This is a genomic window from Microbulbifer litoralis, assembly GCF_023634065.1.
GTDB lineage: Bacteria > Pseudomonadota > Gammaproteobacteria > Pseudomonadales > Cellvibrionaceae > Microbulbifer > Microbulbifer litoralis.
Map to the genome: position 1 here is coordinate 94,884 of NZ_JALKCV010000015.1, position 20,083 is coordinate 114,966.

At 62.5% G+C, this 20,083-nt stretch carries 18 protein-coding genes; 5 read left to right on the forward strand and 13 right to left on the reverse strand.

Features of this window, described 5'->3' with window-relative positions; translation table 11 throughout:
* The 9 genes from MWN76_RS18125 to MWN76_RS18165 all read right to left on the reverse strand — a co-directional run bounded on the left by MWN76_RS18125 (position 1) and on the right by MWN76_RS18165 (position 10,886).
* Complete coding sequence (locus tag MWN76_RS18125) at positions 1-1,104, reverse strand: outer membrane protein assembly factor BamB family protein (protein ID WP_250464072.1); 1,104 nt, start codon at positions 1,102-1,104, stop codon at positions 1-3.
* Positions 1,104-3,005 carry a toxin-antitoxin system YwqK family antitoxin gene (locus tag MWN76_RS18130; RefSeq protein ID WP_250464074.1) on the reverse strand — a complete coding sequence of 634 codons (1,902 nt, stop codon included), beginning with the start codon at positions 3,003-3,005 and terminating at the stop codon, positions 1,104-1,106. The genes MWN76_RS18125 and MWN76_RS18130 overlap by 1 nt, the downstream gene beginning before the upstream one ends.
* A gap of 13 nt (positions 3,006-3,018) precedes the next feature.
* The gene (locus tag MWN76_RS18135; RefSeq protein ID WP_250464076.1) at positions 3,019-5,253 is read right to left on the reverse strand and encodes a hypothetical protein; all 2,235 of its coding nucleotides are present in this window, start codon (positions 5,251-5,253) and stop codon (positions 3,019-3,021) included.
* 332 nt (positions 5,254-5,585) lie between these two features.
* Positions 5,586-6,164 (reverse strand): YceI family protein, encoded by a 579-nt coding sequence (locus MWN76_RS18140; protein ID WP_250464078.1) that lies wholly within the window; start codon positions 6,162-6,164, stop codon positions 5,586-5,588.
* Positions 6,165-6,295: 131 nt separating this feature from the next.
* Positions 6,296-7,546: a family 16 glycosylhydrolase gene (locus MWN76_RS18145; RefSeq protein WP_250464080.1), complete on the reverse strand. Its 1,251-nt coding sequence runs from the start codon at positions 7,544-7,546 to the stop codon at positions 6,296-6,298.
* A gap of 290 nt (positions 7,547-7,836) precedes the next feature.
* A complete protein-coding gene (locus tag MWN76_RS18150) occupies positions 7,837-8,337 on the reverse strand; it encodes an arsinothricin resistance N-acetyltransferase ArsN1 family B (protein WP_250464082.1) in 501 nt (166 codons plus the stop codon).
* Positions 8,338-8,445: 108 nt separating this feature from the next.
* The gene (locus MWN76_RS18155; RefSeq protein WP_250464084.1) at positions 8,446-9,144 is read right to left on the reverse strand and encodes a glutathione S-transferase family protein; all 699 of its coding nucleotides are present in this window, start codon (positions 9,142-9,144) and stop codon (positions 8,446-8,448) included.
* 84 nt (positions 9,145-9,228) lie between these two features.
* Positions 9,229-9,876: a class I SAM-dependent methyltransferase gene (locus MWN76_RS18160; protein ID WP_250464086.1), complete on the reverse strand. Its 648-nt coding sequence runs from the start codon at positions 9,874-9,876 to the stop codon at positions 9,229-9,231.
* Between the two features lie 113 nt (positions 9,877-9,989).
* Complete coding sequence (locus tag MWN76_RS18165) at positions 9,990-10,886, reverse strand: alpha/beta fold hydrolase (RefSeq protein WP_284500692.1); 897 nt, start codon at positions 10,884-10,886, stop codon at positions 9,990-9,992.
* Between the two features lie 92 nt (positions 10,887-10,978).
* Here MWN76_RS18165 and MWN76_RS18170 point away from each other — a divergent pair, with 92 nt between their 5' ends.
* Together MWN76_RS18170 and MWN76_RS18175 are read left to right on the forward strand one after the other, a co-directional pair.
* Complete coding sequence (locus MWN76_RS18170; protein ID WP_250464088.1) at positions 10,979-11,551, forward strand: CGNR zinc finger domain-containing protein; 573 nt, start codon at positions 10,979-10,981, stop codon at positions 11,549-11,551.
* A gap of 56 nt (positions 11,552-11,607) precedes the next feature.
* The gene (locus MWN76_RS18175; protein ID WP_250464090.1) at positions 11,608-11,883 is read left to right on the forward strand and encodes an SDR family oxidoreductase; all 276 of its coding nucleotides are present in this window, start codon (positions 11,608-11,610) and stop codon (positions 11,881-11,883) included.
* Between the two features lie 131 nt (positions 11,884-12,014).
* Here the strand turns inward: MWN76_RS18175 and MWN76_RS18180 are convergent, their stop codons facing one another.
* A complete protein-coding gene (locus MWN76_RS18180) occupies positions 12,015-12,956 on the reverse strand; it encodes an alpha/beta fold hydrolase (RefSeq protein ID WP_250464092.1) in 942 nt (313 codons plus the stop codon).
* 30 nt (positions 12,957-12,986) lie between these two features.
* A complete protein-coding gene (locus MWN76_RS18185) occupies positions 12,987-14,210 on the reverse strand; it encodes an MFS transporter (protein ID WP_250464094.1) in 1,224 nt (407 codons plus the stop codon).
* Positions 14,211-14,402: 192 nt separating this feature from the next.
* Here MWN76_RS18185 and MWN76_RS18190 point away from each other — a divergent pair, with 192 nt between their 5' ends.
* The gene (locus MWN76_RS18190; RefSeq protein ID WP_250464096.1) at positions 14,403-15,341 is read left to right on the forward strand and encodes a LysR family transcriptional regulator; all 939 of its coding nucleotides are present in this window, start codon (positions 14,403-14,405) and stop codon (positions 15,339-15,341) included.
* A 150-nt stretch (positions 15,342-15,491) separates the two neighbouring features.
* Here MWN76_RS18190 and ahpF read toward each other — a convergent pair whose 3' ends face one another.
* Both ahpF and ahpC read right to left on the reverse strand, forming a co-directional pair.
* Positions 15,492-17,090: an alkyl hydroperoxide reductase subunit F gene (gene ahpF, locus MWN76_RS18195; RefSeq protein ID WP_250464098.1), complete on the reverse strand. Its 1,599-nt coding sequence runs from the start codon at positions 17,088-17,090 to the stop codon at positions 15,492-15,494.
* Positions 17,091-17,384: 294 nt separating this feature from the next.
* The gene (gene ahpC, locus MWN76_RS18200; RefSeq protein WP_250464099.1) at positions 17,385-17,951 is read right to left on the reverse strand and encodes an alkyl hydroperoxide reductase subunit C; all 567 of its coding nucleotides are present in this window, start codon (positions 17,949-17,951) and stop codon (positions 17,385-17,387) included.
* A gap of 291 nt (positions 17,952-18,242) precedes the next feature.
* Between ahpC and MWN76_RS18205 the strand changes: the two genes are divergently transcribed.
* Together MWN76_RS18205 and MWN76_RS18210 are read left to right on the forward strand one after the other, a co-directional pair.
* A complete protein-coding gene (locus MWN76_RS18205) occupies positions 18,243-19,559 on the forward strand; it encodes a DUF2157 domain-containing protein (RefSeq protein ID WP_250464102.1) in 1,317 nt (438 codons plus the stop codon).
* Positions 19,556-20,083, forward strand: coding sequence for a GDYXXLXY domain-containing protein (locus tag MWN76_RS18210; protein ID WP_250464104.1), 528 nt, complete (start codon positions 19,556-19,558; stop codon positions 20,081-20,083). The genes MWN76_RS18205 and MWN76_RS18210 overlap by 4 nt, the downstream gene beginning before the upstream one ends.

Here is a 20,083-nt window from a genome sequence, read left to right on the forward strand (position 1 = left end):
TTATTGCAGTGCGTAGATATAGCCATCGATGGTGCCGACGTAGAGCCGCTCGCCGTAGACGGTAATACTGGTGACCGTATCGCTGAGCGGGCTGGAGCGCCACAGCAGCTCGCCGCTGCGGGGCGCCAGTGCACAGATCTGCTCGCCACAGGCGGCGTAGAGCCGCTCGGCGGTGGCGGCTACGGAGCGGAAGATGCGCTCGCCGAAGGACCAGCGGAGTTCGCCGCTGCGCGCATCCACCGCCTGCAGCGGTCCCAGGCCGCTGATATACACCAGCCCGTGGGCGACCGCCGGCGGCTGGTCGATGCGCATACCGGTGTCGTAAGTCCAGTTGATGTCGCCGCTGCTGGCGTCGATGGCCGACAGCTTCTGTCCCCAGCCGCCCACGAACACCTGGCCATCGCGTACCACCGGCGCGGTGGTCAGCCACTGCCCGTCGCCGGCCGGGGTGCGCCAGCGCTGCTCGCCGGTTTCCGCGTCCAGCGCGTAGAGGCGGCTGTCGAATGAGGCGGCGAAGAGGGTGTCGCCGGCCAGTGTGACGCCGGCGCCGACTGCCCTCCCGGCTGCGAATTCCCAGGCCGTATCCCCGCTGGCCCTGTCCAGCGCATGCACCTTTTTGTCGAAACCACCGAAATAGACGCGATCGCTGTCGATCGCGGCGGGGCCCTGCGGTGTCTTGTCGAAGTGCTCGCGCCACAACAGCTTGCCGGACGAGCGGTCCAGGGCGTAGAAGCCGCGATCCTCGCTGGCGACATAGACCCGCTCCCGGTCGACGGCGACGCTGCCGCGGATATTGCCTGTGGTCTTGAAGCGCCAGCGCCGCTCGCCACTGTTCACATCCACGGCGTAGACGGAGTCGTCGGTGGTGCCGACAAACAGGGTGTCGCCGGCGATGACCGGTGTCTCTGTCAGCACCCCGAGGGTCAGGAACCGCCAAAGCTCCCGCGGCTTGTCCGCCGGCCCGTCGCCGGCGAAGAGTCCGGTGCGCTGGGCGTTGCCTCGGTACTCCACCGGTGGACCGCCGTCGCTTTGCGGCCCGCAACCGGCGAGCATCGCCGCCAGCAGCAGGGGCGCGATACGACCGCCGCGCGCAGATTTTGCCATCACTGTTCTTCCGCCCCGCTGTCGTCGCGTTCCAGTGAGCGCACATAGGTGCCGTTGTCATATTCCTCGGCCATATAGCGCTCGCCGTTGGACAGGAAATACTCGGTGACGCCGTGCTGTCTGCCATTGCGGAAGGGTTCGACGGCGACCAGGGTACCGTCTCTGTATTTCTCGTGCCGCCCGTGTCTTTTGCCGTCCTTGTAGGGGGTCACTTCCCGCACCGAACCGTTGCGGGCGAAGATGTAATTCTTGCCGACGGGGACGCCGTGCTCGAAGCGTAAGCGGGCCATTTCATAGCCCTCGGGGGAACGTGCCAGCCACAGGCCGTGGCGCTTGCCGTCGACATATTCGCCCTCGAAGAGGCCCTTCGCGTACTCGTCGTACTCCTGCCAGGTGCCGACCTTTACTCCGTGGCGGTATTCGCCGCGGCTGGTCAGCCTGCCGTCCCGTTCGCGCTTGACCTGTTCGCCGTGCAGCTCGCCGGCGACATAGTGCGACCGCTCCAGCACCAGGCCGTCGTCCAGTTCCCGGCGGCGCTCGCCGTGTCGCCGGCCCCGGCTGTCGTAGGACTCGTAGACCGTGGTGCCGTATTCCCGCCTGACCCAGTCGCCGACCTGTTTACCGCGCTCGTACTGGCCGTGGGAGAGCACTTTGCCATCCCTGTCGACTTCGCGGTAATCGCCCACCGCCAGGCCGTGCTGGTAGCGGGTGATATCGTAGCTGCCGATGCCGCCCGGCTGCGGGTTGCCGCTGATCTGGAGGCCGTGCTTGTCGCCATCGACGGTCTCGCGGCGGTAGCTGGGCTTGTCGCCGCGGCCGCGATAGCGCTCTTCCAGAATCCAGCGCCGGTCCACGCTGTAGATGGTGCGCCGGGACAGGCTGCCGTCGTCCCTGTAGGATTCCTTGCGCTCCGCCGGGCCGTAGGTACTGTCCTCGACAACGAAAAGCTGCGTCAGCCCGCCCTGGCGGTTGTATTCGCGCCGCTCGGTCAGCTCGCCTTCTTTATTGCGGTGCTCGTAGCTTTCCGGCGAACCGTCCTGGTAGTAGTAATGCGCCTCCCCGCGCTTGCGGCCGTCCACATAGTGGAGTGCCTTCACCAGCACGCCATCTTCCCAGCGTTTGGCCGTACCGTGGCGTTTGTTCGCCCGGTAGTAGGTTTCGCGGGTGAGCTGTCCCTCGTGCCACTCCCTGACAGCGCCGAGCCGCTCGTCGTCGACGTAGTTAGCCTCGAATATTTTCTGGCCGTCTCTGGAGAAGCGTTGCACCAGGCCGTCGTATTTGCCGTGCTTGTAGTGAACGCGCTTGTAGATGACGCCATCATCGCGGAAGTATTCCTGGACACCGTGCTTCTCGCCGTCGACGATCGAATAGCGCAGTTTCACCTGGCCGTCTTCGTTGTAGCAGATGCGCTCGCCGTCCTGCTCCTCGCCATCGATATAGGGGACCTCGATCTCCAGCTGGCCGTCGGCGTAGAAGTGCCGCTTGCTGCCGTGGAGGACGCCGTTGCGAAACTGGCTGACGGTGTAGTGACCATTTTCCCGGTAGCGGGTGAATTCGCCCTGCCAGCGGCGGTTTTCGTTGAGGGTGCCCCGGAGCTTGACGCTGCCGTTCGGGTAGTAGCTGGTGTATTCGCCGACCTGGTGTGCGCTGGCCAGGTCGGGGCCGTCCAGTTGCGTTTTGACGGCGGGTACCGCCTCCTCGCCGCTCTCGGCGAAATAGAGCGTCACTCTCCAGAGTTCGCCGTCTCGTGTGGGGGGCGCCGCATAGTAGTAGGCACTGTCGCTGTCGGCGTCCACCAGCTCGAAATTGCGATCCAGCCACAGCCGCGGCTGTTTCGCGGCGTACGATGCGGACGGCAGCAGGGCCAACAGAATCCAGAAAAGCGTTGTTTGGGCTCGCATGCTGTTCACCTCCCTACGGCAGCGGTTGGAAGTCGGTGGACCAGAGCCGCTCTTCGGGCTCGCCGGTAAATACCCGTTGTTCGACGCGCTGTACCTCGCCGGCCAGTCTCAACAGACCGTCGCGGGTCAGGTAGTCGCCGACCGTGGATGCGCTGAGTGAAACTTCGCTGTTCGGTGGTACCGGGGCGAGGGGCCAACCCTGTGTGCCGATAAAGCGATAGCGCTGCAGGAAATCGGCGATGGGCTGGTGCGGGTCGAACTGGTCCCCCAACTGTGTCGGCTCTACCAGCCAGGGCCTGTCGCCCAGGGAAATCGGGACCGCCCGCCACTCGCTGCGGCCCTTGCAGCGGATGGCGTGCTCGATTTCCAGGCCGTAGAAATAGTGGCGGATGCCGTCTTCGGTACTGAGTTGCCACTGCTGTGTAGTGCCCAGCTGGTTATTGTTGGTCGCGTTTTCGGTCAGTCGGCGCCAGACCAGTGGGTGGCCATCGATATCCGGCGCTTCGACCACAGTGGGCTGGCAGCTGCCCACCAGAGAGGCGGGCAGTTCCAGTGCCAGCTGGTTGTTCTGTGGCTGTGGCAGCTCGAGTTCGCCGAGGGCGATATCGGCGGTATCGTCGCCGTCGGCATTCTCATACAAGGGCACTTCGGTGGTGGGCGGCAGGCTCAGGTCGTTGCGCATCGCCGCTTCTGTCACGAAGCGCAGCTGGTAATCGAAGGGTTGGCGATCGCTGTCGCTGAGCAGGTAGAGCGTCAGTTCGTCCGGTACCTGTTCGCTGAACACCATTCGGATATCCCCGAGGGCGTAGTGGCCCAGTGCCACCAGCCGCAGAATCTCGCGCTCTTCCGCGCTGAGCCACTCGCCGTCGGGCTGGATGCCGCGCGCCTCTTCGAGGCCGTGAATGCGGGAGCTGAAGTGGTGTGTGCCCGTGTGCTGCAGACGCAGCCGGAATTCGCGCGGGTTGTCGGTGGGAATTGCCTCGGCGCGGGCGCCGTGCAGTGTCACTTCGGTGGCCTTTTCTCCATCCAATGGCAGGGTCACGGCTTCCACATCGAGCGCCTGGTAGTGCCCGGTTGCGGTAATCTGGCCGATTTTCTCCAACTGCTCGCCGGCGTTGTCCCAGCCCAGGGGGACATACCGCGCCATGGTACTGTGCTTGCCGGCATCGGGGTCGAAAAAGTCGTAGCGCGACATGCGGAACAGTTCCAGGGGCAGGGGCTCGCCGTCGGCGCCCTGCAACTGCAGGTCCTCCAGGTCAAAGCGACCCGGGAAGGCGTTGCGACCCAGGTCGTGCCCCACTTGCAGGAGCAGCCAGTCCTGGGTCTGCACGAGGCTGCCGACCGGTACCGGCAGCACCTGTTCCGCAGTGGCGGTGTCGGCGACCTTGTTCGCGGTCGGCGCCGGCTCGAAGGGGCGGCCCTGCTCACCGCCCAGGCGCATATTCAGGAGCCAGCTGCCCAGTACCGAGGGCGAGTCCTCGGGCAACACCAGCAATTGCTGGCGGCTGGAACCCCCGATGTCATCCTGCTCGATGTGATTCTCGCTGATCAGCGCCAGGCGTTTCAGCCAGCCGCTGTCCCGCTCCAGCACCATGGTGCCCTGTAAGCGCATCGCTTTCCCGTGCGCTTCCAGCCTGGTGACCACTTCGCTGTCGGTCACCCGCTCGACTGTCAATTGCAGCTGGTCGGCTCCACGGAAATTGGAGAGGGTCACCGTCTTGCCCTCAATGGCTGGCACAGCCAGTTGCGGGACGCCGGGAGGGCTCATCTGCTTTTCCAGGTTGTCCACCACCGGGCCGCCAGCATCTTCCAGTACGGTCTGCCACAGGGCATCGTTGCTGCTGGCGAAGTGTTCGATGGTGCCGGTTTCGGTATCGATCTCCAGCTCGAAACCGGCGGACATCAGCTCGCGCAACACGTTGCCGGCGCGACTGTCGTCGGCTCGGGCATTGGAAAAATTAGTGCGGCCGTCGAGGGAAAACCTGGTGTAAGTGGGTTCTATCGCCAGTTTCAGGGTGCGGCCGGTGCCGAGTACCTTGTAGCGAAGCACGGTATCGCTATCCACGGTCAGGCTGCGCTCGAGGGACGGGGCCCCCACGCGGATGCGGGAACGGCTGTGGACCTGGTAACTGCGCGTGTCGCCCGTCGACGGAGAGAACCGGACTGTGCCCGGAGGCGCGTCGGAACAGGCGGTAAGGAAAGCCAACGTGGCCAATACGGTGGGGAAAAGGTAGCGGGCGCTTTTCATGGAATTCCCTGTCTTCTTGCTCGTCCCCCAAAAACACAGCTTCTCGCTGATCGCCTGGCGTAGCGCTGCAGTGAAACGGGGCTTTGTGGAGATATGACTGAACTGTTACAGGCTATGGCGTCACCGCGGCCACGCTGGAATATCGTGAAAGGGATACAACTACTGGACGGGCAGACTGCAGATCGGAATAGATTCTCCGCTGAACTTCATAACCGGCGGCGGAGTGTATCACTGGTGGGTGGTGACGTGTAGGCGGGGGATTCAGTGGCGTCGCGGGCAATCGATTGAACCGGGAGACCACCTTGCGCGATCTCCCGACGGCGCGGTGCCGGTTATTCTTTTGCGAAAACCAGTTGTGCGCTGACCGGCACTATGGGGCTGATGGTGTCGAGACCGGCGATCTGGCGCAGTTTCTCGATACCTTCCAGCAGTTTGAAGTCGGCGGCGTTGAGGACGATGGGGGATTCGGTGCTGACCAGCAGGCGGTTGTCCTTCAGGCCGGTGACCTGCAGTTTGGCCGCTTCACTGTGTTCACTGCCGTGAATGGACAGCTGCAGTTCCGCATCCAGGGTGGCTGTCTGGCCCGGTTGCATGGCCTGCAGTTTCGCTGCATCCACCTTGGCGTTCACCGAAGCGCGCGCATACTTGGTGGTTTCGAACAACAGCTTCTGCATGCGCTCGTTGCGGATGGGAATATTGGTTTCCACGCTGGCCAGCGGGATCGACAGGGTGGCTGTGCCGCTATCGGCAATCTGCCCCTCCAGTGCCTTGAAGTGGTGGGTCTCGGCGATGGTGCCTTTCTTGACGGATACAAACGAGATCTGTGATGCATCGCCCACCAGCTTCCAGTCCGCCAGTGCGGCGGGGGTGGTGAACAGCAGGGTTGTCAGAGCAAGCAGTCGGATCAGCATGATGTGCGGTCCCTATCTGAGAATGAATAGCAGTGACCATATCATATCCCGGCCGTGGCGCTCACGAAAACCCGTCCCAGGGGCGGGGCGCCACTGGCGCCCCGCCGGATTTACAAAAATTTACAGTCTGTTTACTGGTAGACCCGCACATAGTCCACATACATGCGCTGCGGGAAACTGCTGGAGCCGTCCGGGCTACCGGGCCAGTTGCCGCCCACGGCCACGTTCAGCAGGATAAAGAACGGGTGGTCGTAGACCCAGTTGCCATACTGCTCCACCTGGGCGCGGGTCGCGCTGTAGAACTGGTTGCCGTCCACAAACCAGCGGATGCCGTTGCTGTCCCACTCCACGGCGTAGACATGGTAGTTGGCGTCCACGCTCTGGCCGACATTGTAGGTGCCGGTGATCGGTGTGTTGCCGGAATAGCCGGGGCCGTGCAGCGCGCCGTGGGTCAGCGTGGGCTCGTAGCCGACGTGTTCCATGATGTCGATCTCGCCGGAATTCGGCCAGCCGGTACCGCTGAAAATGTCGTTGCCGAGCATCCAGAAGGCGGGCCAGATACCCTGGGTCTGCGGCAGCTTGATGCGCGCCTCGACGCGCCCGTACTGGAATTCGCGCTTGCCGGCGGTAATCATGCGGGTCGAGGTGTACTGGCAGGCCCCGTACCAGCAATTGTGGCCGCCTTCCTGGCGGGCCTCGATCACCAGCACATTACTGGCCGCCTGGCCGTCGTACTGGATGGACGCGTTCTGGCCACCGGTGTAGTACTGCAGCTCGTTATTGCCCCAGCCACCGCCGCCGGTTTCGAAGGACCAGTTGGCCAGGTTGAGGCTGTCGAACTCGTCGCTCCAGACCAGGTTCTGGCCGCCGCCACCGCCGGCGCCGACCACTTCGATCCAGTTCAGGTTCCAGTTGCCGGTGGTTGCATAGACACCCAGGCTGTAAGTGCCGGCGTCGATGTGCACCGTATGGGAGATGGTCTGCCAGTTCTGCCAGCCGCCGGTGTCCGGCACGTTCAGGCTGCCCAGCACGATAGAGCCGCCGTTCAGGTCGTTGGATAGGGTGCCGCCGCCCTGGCTGGCGACACGGAAGCGGATGGTGTAGTTGCCGGACGTGGGGATATTGACGTTGTTGTACGCCAGCCATTCGCCGGTTTCAGTCCAGCCCACATTGAAACCGCCGCCGCTGTCCTGGGTTGCCTCGATGTCGACGTCGTCACTGCGGTAGGCGCCGCCGGTGTTGCCCGGCGTCGTGTCGTAAAATGCGTTGTAGTCCTCGGCCTGGATCACCGCCGCGTTTGCAGGTGCCAGGGCAAAAAGCAGGAGCGGCGCCAGTGCCGCTCTCAGTGTCTGTCGCGTCTTCTTCAGTTGCAAAAAGTTCATGGGTTTATCCCCTGTGACTGGGTCGAGGGCGGGCCGGGAACCTTCCTGAACAGCAGTGCACCTCTCGTCATCCCTGCGCAAGCGCCCTACGTTGTTTGAGTTTATTTGGTTATTGGTGCCGGGCCTTTTGGACCGGCCGGACCATTGTCCAACCGGTGTGCCAGCCATTTCGCCCCGGTAAGCGCTGTCAGCGGAAAGTGGTACAGGGGTATGCAGAAGAGGGCGCCAGTTTTTGACATCAGGGCGAAAGTGGGAAATGTTCGGGAATTGTCCTGGCAGAAATAATTTCCTTAAGGCGCATTCCTGTCCAGCAGGCATTGCCAGTAGCCGACGTCGATCCAGCGATCAAACTTGTACCCAACTTCGTTGAAATGCGCGACTTTTCGCATGCCCATCTTTTCATGCAGGGTCACGCTGGCGGGGTTGGGCAGGGCGATACCGCCGATGGCGGCGCGAATGGAGCGGCTGCGCAGCGCGTCGAACAGCTGTTGATACAGGAGGGAGCCCCAGCCGCGCCCCCGCGCCTCCCGGTCCAGATACACGGTGACCTCGACCGAGTGCCGATAGGCCGGGCGACTGCGCCAGGGGCTGGCATAGGCGTAGCCGACCGGCTGCCCGTCTTCTTCGGCGACCAGCCAGGGCAGTCCGGTCGAGCGGATGTGTTGGATGCGTTCCGCCAAATCCGCAGCAGTCACCGGCTCGGTTTCAAAGGTGATGATGGTACTGTGGATATAGTGGTTGTAGATGCCGGCGAGTTTGCCGGCATCCTCTGGGCGGGCGTTGCGGATCATGGTGGCGATTTCACTGCAGCAATTTCATTGTCTGCGGCCAGCATAACGGCGGCCGTATAAGCTGGCAACGCGCGTACCGCGACCGGTGAGCGCACGGCCGCATGACCGTCAATCCCGATCCGGCGCTCCCAGTGGGAACAGCGGCCGGTAGGGGCGCGCCTCGTCGACCGCGCGGGCAAACGACGGGCGCTGCAGCAGCCGTTTGCGGTAGTTGTGCACATGGGTAAACGACGGATCGATGGGATAGGTCCAGTCGGCGTAAAAGAGTGCAGGGGCCGCGGCGCAGTCCGCCAGTGTGAAGCTGTCCCCCGCGGCCCATTTGCGGTCCCGCATCTTGTCGTCGAGCCATTGATAGGCCGTGTCGAACATCCTCCCGGCCTCCTCGACGCCGAATGGATCGCGGCTGTCTTCCGGTCGCAGGCGATCGAGTACGAATTTCTGTTGCGGGGTGGAGATATACAGGTCGAAGAAGCGATCCATAAAACGCACTTCCAGTGCCGCCCGCGGGTCTTCCGGCAGCAGCGGCACCGGTCCCGGGTGATAGAGCACCAGGTGCTCGATGATGACACTGGATTCGCACACCGCCCGGCCATCTTCCACCAGCACCGGGAAGCGCCTGAACGGCCAGATCTCTGCCAGCCGTTCGGTATTCTCTGGCTCATCCGGCGACAGCATGCGGAATTCGAACGGGGTCCCATTTTCGTAGAGCGCTACTAACACCTTCTGGCAGTAGGAGGAAAAGGGGTGCGCGTAGAGTGTCAATGCCATATCCGGCTCCTTGTATTGCCGCTGATTGTGGAATTGCACGGCATTTCCCGCACAGGGTTCTGCAGTGCTCCCCCTGGTCGTCTGGCGAAGACAGAAATCGACAACGGGTGTGTTGCCGGTCGGTCAGCAGCGCTGGCAGAGCGCGATATTGATGATCTTCTCCACTTCCTCACCGGTGTTACCGACTTCAGTTTCCCGGTGCTGCTGGAATTCCAGCACGTCGAAGCCTGAACTGCGCAGCAGCTCCTGCCCCAGGATCGCGTCGTAGAGCCGGAAACCGTACGGTACAAACGGCAGGTGCTGCATGAATTCCAGGTCGCCAAAAGCGATACAGAAAAGCCCGCCGGGGTTCAGGACGCGCCGCACTTCTGCCAGATGATCGGTGGGTGTTTCCCAGAAATAGAGAGTGTGGACCGTCAGGGCCTTGTCGAATGAGGCCTCTTCGAAGGGCATGCTGTCGGAGCTGCCCTGCAGGAAGCGTGCGCTGCCGGAGGTCACAGCCCCGGCATTCGCCTCCCCGGCTTCGGCCACCATATCGGCAGACCAGTCCAGCCCCGTGTAATGTACCTCCGCCGCCTTATTGACGATCCTGTCGACAAAGGCACCGTTGCTCGGCCCTATCTCCAGAATCCGGTCCGCCGCAAAGATCTGCAGCAGGTCGATACACTTGTGGTTGAGGCTGCGGTTGGCCTCGTTCATCCTGCCTGCGACTTCGGCTGCGTCGGCCCCGTTGGGGCAGCGCAGTTGGGCGGCCAGTTCCCGGTCTTCCATATATTTTCTCTCCTTGGGTGGGCTACTTTGCCGTAAAATTTAGACCAATTTCAGCTCCAGTTAAATTTCCTGTCCAAGTTGCGCCATTGCCTCAGTGCGAATTCTGCGGTGTTCTACAGCTCTTTTACATTGGCATCCAGGAATTCGCGAATAGCAGGGATGATCACGTCGCCATGGGTTTCCAATGCGAAATGCCCCGTGTCGTAAAAGCGAATGTCCGCCCGGGGAATATCCTGTTTCCATGCCTCGGCGCCGGGCGGAAGGAAGAATGGATCGTGTTTCCCCCACACGGCGAGCAATGGCGGTTGGTACTCGCGGAAATAGGCCTGGAACTCGGGATATTTTTCCACATTGGTGGCGTAATCCAGCAACAGGTCGAGCTGAATATCCGCCATGCCAGGTCGGGAGATCTGAACCCCTTCCAGTGTATAGGCGTCTGGTGCGACAGCACTCGTATCGCTTACGCCCTCCACGTACTGCCACTTAATGGATTCCGGCGTCGGGAAGTCGTTGAGGGCATCCCGGTTCTCTTGCGTAGGATTGTTCCAATACTTCTGGATGGGTTCCCACCCTGTCGAGAGACCTTCCTCGTACGCATTGCCGTTTTGCGAAATGATGGCCGTGACTCTGGACGGGTGGGCCAGAGCCAGGCGCCATCCGACAGGCGCGCCGTAATCGTGAACGCCAATTGCGTAGCGGTCGAGCTTCAACTGTTCAGTAAATCGATCGACCGTCTTCGCGAGATTGGCGAATGTATAGTCATACCTGCCGCGCTCAGGTGATTCGGTAAAGCCAAAGGCCGGCAAATCCGGAGCAATCACGTGATACCCGTCTGCCAGCGCTGCAATGACATCGCGCCACATGTATGAGGAGGCGGCGAATCCGTGCAACAGCAGAACGGTCGGTGCCGCCGGATCACCCGCTTCACGATAGAAGATGTTTACATCGCCCACTTGCTCGAAACGATAGTGGACCTGCGGCTTTGTCGATGGGGAAGCGTCAGATGTCATGGTCGAGCTCCTTGATAACCAGTAATGAGTGATATTGAAGGTTATTCAAGATAGAGGTAACCTGTCAATAGTAGAATTAAAGGTTACTCTGCATGTCGTCAAAAACTACGCCACCGTTTATTGCAAGCAATCTCGCAATCGACTTCATCAACACGCAATTTGGGGTCGGGGCTGAGCGCCGGGAGTGTCTGGATGACGACGGCAGCGTCCTCGCGTGGCTTCAACAGGCGAACGTGTTGTCGGAAGATCCCGAAAAGGCACCGGCGGGGATAGTCAAACTAGCCCGGGAATTGCGTGAAAATATGAGGGATCTGATCATCTTGGCAAAACAGGGCCGGGCCGCGGATCCCGCAGTGGTCAACCATGTGCTGGAACGGGGTTGCCCCATAGAGAAAATCGAATGGGAGCCAACTGAGGCTGTGTTTGTGAAAAAAGCGTGTAAGCGCGATATGGAGAGCGAGAGCCTGCTGCAGCCCGTAGCGCGGGCCCTGGTCCAGTTGCTTACAGAGGAAGATCTGCAGCTCGTGAAAGAGTGCGAGGCCCCGGACTGCGTCCTGATGTTCCACGATCAAACGAAATCCCATCGCCGCCGCTGGTGTAGCATGGCCTCTTGCGGAAACAGAATGAAAGCGGCAGCGCATCGGGCCAGGAAAAAAGCCGGATAGTTCGTTTCACCGGGATTACTATTTTTTCGGCGCTGCCATCCGCATGACAAGCGTACTTGGCAAAAGCGGCCGTGGAGGGGCTGGTCAGGGTCCTGGCGAATGGAGTGCGGGGCAGGGGAATCACCGTCAATGCGGTGGCCCCCGGCCCGGTGGAAACGGAGTTGTTCCCGGCGGGTAAACCGCAGGAAGTCATCGATAGCCCGGCCAAGGCCTCACCCTTTGAGCGGTTGGGACAACCGGCTGACATAGCGCGGGTCACGACCTTCCTCGCAGGCGCCGAGAGCGGCTGGATTCACGGTCGGGTGGCAAGGGTCAATGGCGGCTTCGCCTGATATCGCGTCGATAGCCGAAAACTGGCAGTGGCCGCTGTTGATCTGCAGTGGTCAAGCGGTTGACTCAGTATCAAGAACAGACAAAAGCCCCTCCATTTGGAAGGGCTTATGAGGCGTGTGACTGCCGGTCGTCAATTCCCGAAAAAGCCTGCCAGTTGGCCGGCGACCGTGTCGGGGGCCTCCTCCGGCGGAAAGTGCCCGCATTGCTCGATCACGCCGCCCTCAACCCGGTCGGCGATATCCCGCATCGTGGTGTAGAGCCGGTTTCCAACACCGCCGTCTGCACCCCAGGCCATAACCGGCATGGCCAGCTTTTTGTCGGCGCGCTGCCGGTTCTGTTCGAGTCCCCCGGCATTGAACAGCGTGCGGTAGTAGGCAAACGCGGCCCGCATGGCGCCCGGCGCGCTGAATAGGCGCGTGTATTCATCCAGGTCCGCCGGGGTGATGGCTGCGGGGTTGCGTGTCTTGGTTCTGAACAGCCAGTCCAGATAGGGCCGCTCGCGCCCAGTGATCAACAGTTCCGGAAGGTCGTCCAGCCGGTTGAAGCCGAAGTGCCAGGTCCGCACATTGATGGTCTCATCGGGAATGCCGCCGGGGCCGGCCGGGCTGATGCCGGGCAGGGCCGCATCGTAGAGCGCCAGCCGGCGGATATCGTCCGGCCAGTCCGCGGCCCAGGCATAGGCGATCCAGGCGCCGATATCGTGTCCGGCCACATTCAGGGGGCCGTTGTCGGTCAGTCCCAGGTGCCCGGCAAACCGGTGCAGGTCGTGGGCGACCGTCGCCAGGTCATAGCCGCCGAGTGGTTTATCCGAGTCGCCGATTCCCCGCGGGTCGACGGCAATCACCCGGTGGCCGCTTGTCGCCAGCCGTTCCATGACGTGGCGCCAGGTATACCAGCTCTGCGGCCAGCCGGGGATCAGCAGGATGGGTTTGCCTGACCCGCCTTCGACATAGTGCAAGCGGATATCATCCAGAACGGCGTAGTTGCGGCTGAAGCGGTTCCAGAAAGAACCGGGGTCAAACGCAGGCAAGGGTGCTGTGGCGTGCGCGTTTTGCTGAATCTGTTCAGTCATGGGTAAAAGCCTCTGTTCTGGAAAGGTAAATCAAACGGGGGATGGCGCCTGGCGTCGAAGACGCCACAGGGCGAGCAGGGTGAAGGCAATCAACACCATGATGGCCGCCGTAAAGGCGATGCCCGCGTCCCGCAATCCAAATGCCTCGACGGCGAGCCCGAGGCTGACGATTGGTACCGAGATGGCAATGTAGGCAATCACGAACAGCAGCGAGGTCACCTCCGCTTTTTTCCCCGACGGGCTGGCGTCGGCTAACGCTGCGAGACTGGCCGCAAAAATAGCGCCCTGGCCGGCACCGGCAATCAGCGCGGCCACGATCAATGCCTGCAGGGCGCCGCAGGCAATCGACAGCCCGAGCAGCCCGACACCGATGAGCAGTGCCACGCAGGCAAGGGGCAGGCGCATCGAGTCCGGTATGCGACGCTGCACCATCTGGCCGGCAAGGGAGGCGGCAAAGACGGTGAAGACCAACACGCCGATACCGGCCCGATTGGTCAGGCCCAGAACCTGGCCCATGACTGCCGGGGCCAGCGAGGTAAACAGGCCGAGTACCGCGAAGCCGGCAAAGCAGCCCACGGCGGCCGGCACGAACAGCGGGCGAACTTCCGGCGGCAATCCCAAGGGCTGCCGTCGCAGTTGCAACCGGGGCGGCGGTGTCACGGTTTCGGGCAGCCGCCACAGCAGCACTGCGGCGACCAGGATCAGGACCAGGTGCAGCAGGTAGGGGAGGTGAAGCGGCCAAAACGCGTATTGGGAAAGGAGGCCCGAGATCAATGGCCCCATGCCCAGGCCGCCCATATTCGCGACGCCGGCGGCCAGTGTTGCCCGGCCGCGTTGTTGCAGGGGCGCCAGCTCGATCACCGCGATGGTCGCCGTCGCGGTGAACAGGCCCGCAGAGATGCCCGACAACAAACGGGCCAGCAGCAGGATCGGGAGCGAGCCCTGGCACAGGAACAGCAGGGCGCTCAGGGCGGACGCGATCAGACCGGCGAAGAGTACCGGACGGCGCCCGACCTGGTCCGACCAGGGGCCGGTAGTCACCAGCGCGCCCAGAACCCCCACGGCGTAGGTGGCAAAAATTACTGAGACGGTGAGATTGCTGAAACCGAAGACGTGCTGGTAGAGCGGATACAGTGGCGCAGGCAGTGTGGTGCCCGCCATGTTGATGGCGAATATCAGTGCCATCAACAGAAAATAATGCGAGGGGAGTGGCGGCGACCCGATGTCGTCGATGGATCTGTGCTCAACTGGCATACGGCATATTCCCTGTCAGGAGATAATCGTTGGATCGAAGTTCCGGTGTGCCACCGGCACCGGCCGGTGGCAATCAGCGGCAACCGCCTGGCCGGGAATACCGGCGAAGGTTGCTCGGGCGATGTGGAGTGTCACCGATGCGCTGCCTTGCCGGTAGACGGCTGACGGGAAAGACTGTTATACACTTGGCGTATGAGCCAACTAAGTACCTTGGGAATAGACCGTATAGAACTGATGCGGACATTCGTGCGGATCGTCGATAGCGGCAGTCTCTCGGCGGCCGCCCGGCAGCTCGGCACGACCCAGCCCACCATCAGCCGCCGCCTGAAGACCCTGGAGAAACTGCTGGGAACCGAGCTGATCCTGCGCAGCACCCACGGCCGGAAGCTGACCGACGATGGCGAGCGCTGCTATGCCCACGCGAGAACACTGATCGAGCAGTGGTCCGAGCTGGAAGACGGCCTGCGGGGTGCGGGAGAGGAACCGATGGGGCGCCTGCGGGTGCGCGCTCCCCATGCCTTTGGCCAGGATCAGATGATCCGGCCACTGAGCCGTTACCTGCAGCGCTATCCCGGGGTGTCCATCGACTGGATGCTGAACGATCATTCGCCCGATTTTATCGCCGACAACATCGACTGCGCGATCCATGTGGGCAGCGTGACGGACCCGTCGGTGATCGCGGTCCTGCTGGCGGAGGTGCCGCGTATTGTGGTTGCGGCGCCGGGACTACTCGAGCAATTCCCGACCATAGAGCGGGTGCAGGATCTGGAGCGGCTTCCCTGGGTTGCCTTGAGCACCTATTACCGCAACGAGGTGACCCTGGTCGATCGGCGAGCGGACCGCTCACAGCAACTCAATATCCAGCCCCGGGTCAGTACCGACAGTCTCTATGCCCTGCGCCAGAGTGCGCTCGAAGGCTTGGGGGTCGCGATCGTGTCGACATGGATTGTGCAGGAGGACCTGGAGGCCGGGCGCCTTGTCCGTATCCAGCCGCAGTGGTGTGCGCATCCGCTGCCCATTTATCTGCTGTACCCCTACGCCGCCTATTACCCGGCCCGACTGCGCACCTTTATCGACCTGATGCGCGAGGTCATGCCAACGATGGCGGGCACACGCCCGCCGGGTGTGTAGAGACAATTGTTGGCGGAGTCTGGATAACTGGTAAGCCCTGCATTCACTCCCCTGAGTCGTCATTCCGGGCTCGATCCGGAATCCAGGGCGCCGGGGGCACCTTCGCTGGATCCCGGATCGAGTCCGGGATGACGACTGCTACGGGAGGGTTCAGGCACTCTCGGCCAGCGCTTCAGGCTCACTCTTGTCCGAGGCTTCGTCAGAGACGGAAGAGCGGATCAGGTAGTCAAAGGCCCCCAACGCCGCGGTAGCGCCCGCGCCCATGGAGATCACGATCTGCTTGTAGGGCACGGTGGTGGCGTCGCCGGCGGCGTAGACGCCCGGCATGGAGGTCGCGCCGCGCGCATCGATGGCGATTTCGCCCACGCGGTTCATTTCCAGGCCGCTGTCCTGCAGGAACTCGGTGTTGGGCACCAGGCCGATCTGGACAAAGACGCCGGCCAGTTCCAGTTGTCTGCTGTCGCCGCTCTCGCGATCGGTGTAGACGAGGCCGTTGACCTTGTTGCCGTCGCCGACGATTTCCGTTGTCTGGGCGTTAACGATGATATCGATGTTGTCCATCGAACGCGCCTTGCGGACCAGGACGTCGTCCGCGCGCAGCGTGTCGGCGAATTCCAGCACGGTGACGTGCTTGACGATACCCGCCAGGTCGATGGCCGCCTCGATCCCGGAGTTGCCGCCGCCGATCACCGCCACGTGTTTGCCCTTGAAGAAGGGGCCGTCGCAGTGCGGGCAGTAGGCCACGCCCCTGGTTTTGTACTCATCTTCACCGGGCACACCCAGTTGCCGCCAGCGGGCGCCGGTAGCCAGTACCACAGAGCGGCCGGACAGGCTGGCGCCGCTCTCCAGCTCCAGTTTAACCAGTCCGTCGCGGCTGAGGCCGGCGGCGCGCTGGTCGGTGATGATGTCGACACCGTATTCCTTGACGTGCTGCTCCAGGCCCGCGGACAGTTTCGGGCCCTCGGTGTAGGGCACGGAGATAAAGTTCTCGATGCCGACCGTATCCATCACCTGGCCGCCGAAGCGCTCGGCGACGAGGCCGGTGCGGATCCCCTTGCGCGCGGCGTAGATGGCGGCCGCGGCGCCGGCGGGGCCGCCGCCGACAACCAGTACATCATACGGGTCCTTCTCGCCCAGCTCGTCGGCCTTGCGTTCCGCGGCACCGGTGTCGAGTTTGCCGACGATCTCCTCGAGGGTCATGCGGCCCTGGCCGAAGTGTTCTCCGTTCAGGTAGACCGACGGCACCGCCATGATATTGCGCTGCTCCACTTCCTCCTGGAAGAGGGCGCCGTCGATCATTACGTGGGTGATCTTCGGGTTCAGGGTGGCCATCAGGTTAAGGGCCTGGACCACGTCCGGGCAGTTCTGGCACGACAGCGAAATATAGGTTTCGAAATGGAATTCGCCGTCCAGGTTACGTATCTGTTCCAGCAGTTCCGGGTCCGCCTTGGACGGGTGGCCGCCCGCCTGCAGCAGGGCCAGTACCAGCGAGGTGAACTCGTGGCCCATGGGGATGCCGGCAAAGCTGACACGCGGTGTTTCACCAGCGCGGCCGATGGCCATGCTGGGGGTGCGCCGGGCATCGCCCTCGCTGGCACGGATCCTGTCGGACAGGCCGACAATCTCGTAGGCGAGTTCTTCCAGTTCGGCGGATTTGGGGCTGTCGTCGCCGGACACTCGGATCTCGATCGGCTCCTTGATATTGCGCAGGTAGGTGTCCAGTTGCTGTTTCAGGTTTGCATCCAACATCGTTGTGTCCTGTTTTCGGTTTGGCTTGAGAAGTCTCTGAATAAATTCCCTGATCGCTCAGGAATTTTGTTCAGGGGCTCCCTAAAAATGCCCACCCGGAGGTGGGCCAATGGGGATGGCAGTCCCGGTTGAGGTTTGGGAATTGGGGGAGGGCCTTTGCCCCGGCCCTCTGGCTCGGGCCATCTCCCCGGGTCGTCATTCCGGCGCAGGCCGGAATCCAGCGGGGACTGGATCCCGGATCGTATTGTCATGCCGGACTTGATCCGGTACCGGGATGACGACTGTCGGGGCGGCTTAGATCTTGCCGACCAGGTCCAGGGACGGCGCCAGGGTTTCCTCGCCTTCTTTCCATTTGGCCGGGCAGACTTCACCCGGGTGGGCGGCGATGTACTGGGCTGCCTTGATCTTGCGCAGCAGTTCCTGGGCGTCGCGGCCGATACCGCCGGCGGTGATCTCGACGATCTGGATCTTGCCTTCCGGGTCGATCACGAAGGTGCCGCGGTCGGCGATGCCTTCTTCCTCGATCATCACGCCAAAATTGCGGGTGATGGTGCCGGTCGGGTCGCCGATCATCGGGTACTGGATCTTGCCGATGGTTTCGGAAGTGTCGTGCCACGCCTTGTGGGTGAAGTGGGTGTCGGTGGATACGGAGTAGATTTCCACACCCAGTTTCTTGAACTCCTCGTAGTTGTCGGCCAGGTCGCCGAGCTCGGTCGGGCAGACGAAGGTGAAGTCGGCCGGGTAGAAGAAGAACACGGCCCACTTGCCCTTGACGTCGGCATCGCTCACGTCGAAGAAGTCGCCGGCCTGGTAAGCTTTGGCGTTGAAAGGTTTCAGTTCGGATTCGATGTAGCGAGACATAGATTGCTCCTCGTTCACTGTGTGTTTTGCGGATAAAGTTGTCTGGAACGCGAGTAATACTATGGGTGGGAGGTGACTAATAAAAATAATCTATTCCAATGATTCTGATAGTCTTTAGTGATTGATTGCTTTTTGTCCATAGTCTGTATGGCAGATTGACTACAGCGGCGCCCAATTGCACCTTCCGGCGCCATTCGGGATACTCGGCAAGCAACTGACCACCGCGTCGCCCCGATCCGGGTGACCGGGTGGCGGATAGGGATTCCCAATACCGGTGAGCGGAGCCACAGGATGCGCTTGATACGACTGCTGAAGAACGACCTGGCGCAGGAGGCGGCCGAATGGGTGGAAGAGGGCCTGATCAGCGAGCCCCAGGCGGAGCAGATCTGCCGGCGCTACGACGTGGACTACCACCGGGCCAAAAACCGCTCCTTCGGTTACAACGTGCTGGTAGGGCTGGGCTACCTGTTTATCGGCCTCGCCATCATTACGCTGCTCGGCGCCAACTGGGACGAGATTCCCCGGGCCCTGCGCATGGTCGGCCTGGTCGCGCTGACCGTGACGACCCAGGTGCTGGCGCTGCGGCGCTACTGTGGCGGCGATCGCAGCGGCGGGGTGGGGCTCTTCCTGCTCGGCAACCTCTTCTTCGGCGCCGCGATCATACTGATCGCGCAGATCTACCACCTGGGCGAGCATATGCCGGACGGCGTCTTCTGGTGGGCACTGGGCTGCCTGCCGTTCGCGCTGCTGACCCGCAACCCGTGGCTGGCGCTGCAGGCGAATATCCTGGCGCTGACCTGGTTCTTCCTGGAGATCTCGCTGGGTTTCTACCCGGCGCTGTTTCCGCTGTTTGTGCTCGCCTCTGTGTTCGCGCTCTGGCGCGGGCCGCGCAGTATCGTGCTGTTGCTGGTGGTGGTCGCCAGTATCGGTTTCTGGGTCGAGTACTCGCTGGCGGCGCTGTGGCGCGACGGGGGGCGTTTTTTCCTGTTCGACTTCCACCCCGGAAACCTGGCGGTGGCCGCGGCCCTGTTTGTGCTGCTGTTCGCCTTCAGCCACTGGCTGGCCGGGCGCGCCTCGGTGACGGCGAAGGACTACGCGGCGGTGATTTCGGTCTGGTGCCTGCGCTTTGCGCTGGTGCTGATGCTGGTGATGAGTTTTGCCAGGCCCTGGGAGGGGCTGCTGGAGGCGGACTGGCGCCACCAGCCATCCATGTGGCTGGTGATGGCCCTGTTCGGAGCGTTGGCCCTGTGGCTCGGCTGGCGCGCACGGCGCCTGAAATCCGTCGCCGCGCTGCTGGTGGCGCTCTGGGGGCTGGTACTGGCAGTGGTGCTGTCGCGCAACCCGGATGACGCGGTGCCATTGCAGGTGATTACCAATTTTGCCCTGGTCGGCGGCGGTATCTGGCTGATCGTGCGCGGTATTCACGGCGGCATTTCCCACTACTTCTTTCTCGGTGTGGCGGCCATCCTGGTCACGGCCTTCCTGCGCTATATCGACCTGATCGGCGACTACATCGGCGGGGCCCTGATTTTCGCCGTGTTCGCCGCACTGCTGCTGGGAGCGGCCAAGTACTGGAAGCGCCATCGGGCGCGGGAGGAAAGCCGGTGAAACCGACACTGAAGCTGGGCCTGGCGGCCGCCATTGCCTTCCAGTTCCTGATCCTGGTGGGCATGTATGTCAGCGCGCAGGTACCGCTGTGGACCGGCGAGGAGATCCGGCTGAAGACGATCCCGGTGGATCCGCGCTCGCTGTTCCGCGGCAACTATGCGCGCCTCGAGTACGAGATTTCACAGGTGTCCGCGAACCTCTTTAAGGAAGGCAGAAAGCTGCGCGAGGGGGAGGTGGTCTATATCGCGCTCAGGCCCGGCCGCAACGGTCTCTACGAACTGGCCGATGCCGGCCTGCAAAAACCGGAAGGGGGAATCTTTCTGCGCGGCAGGGTCAGCGGCACCTGGTTCGGCGGTGACTCGGACAAATACCGCGTCCAATACGGGATAGAGGCATTCTTTGCGCCGAAGGAAAAGGCGCTGGGGCTGGAGAGCGACCTGCGCAACGGCGGCGTGGCGGAAGTGATGGTATCCGGCGGCGGCCGGGCGCGGCTGAAAGATGTGATCGCCGCGGAGGAGGACTGA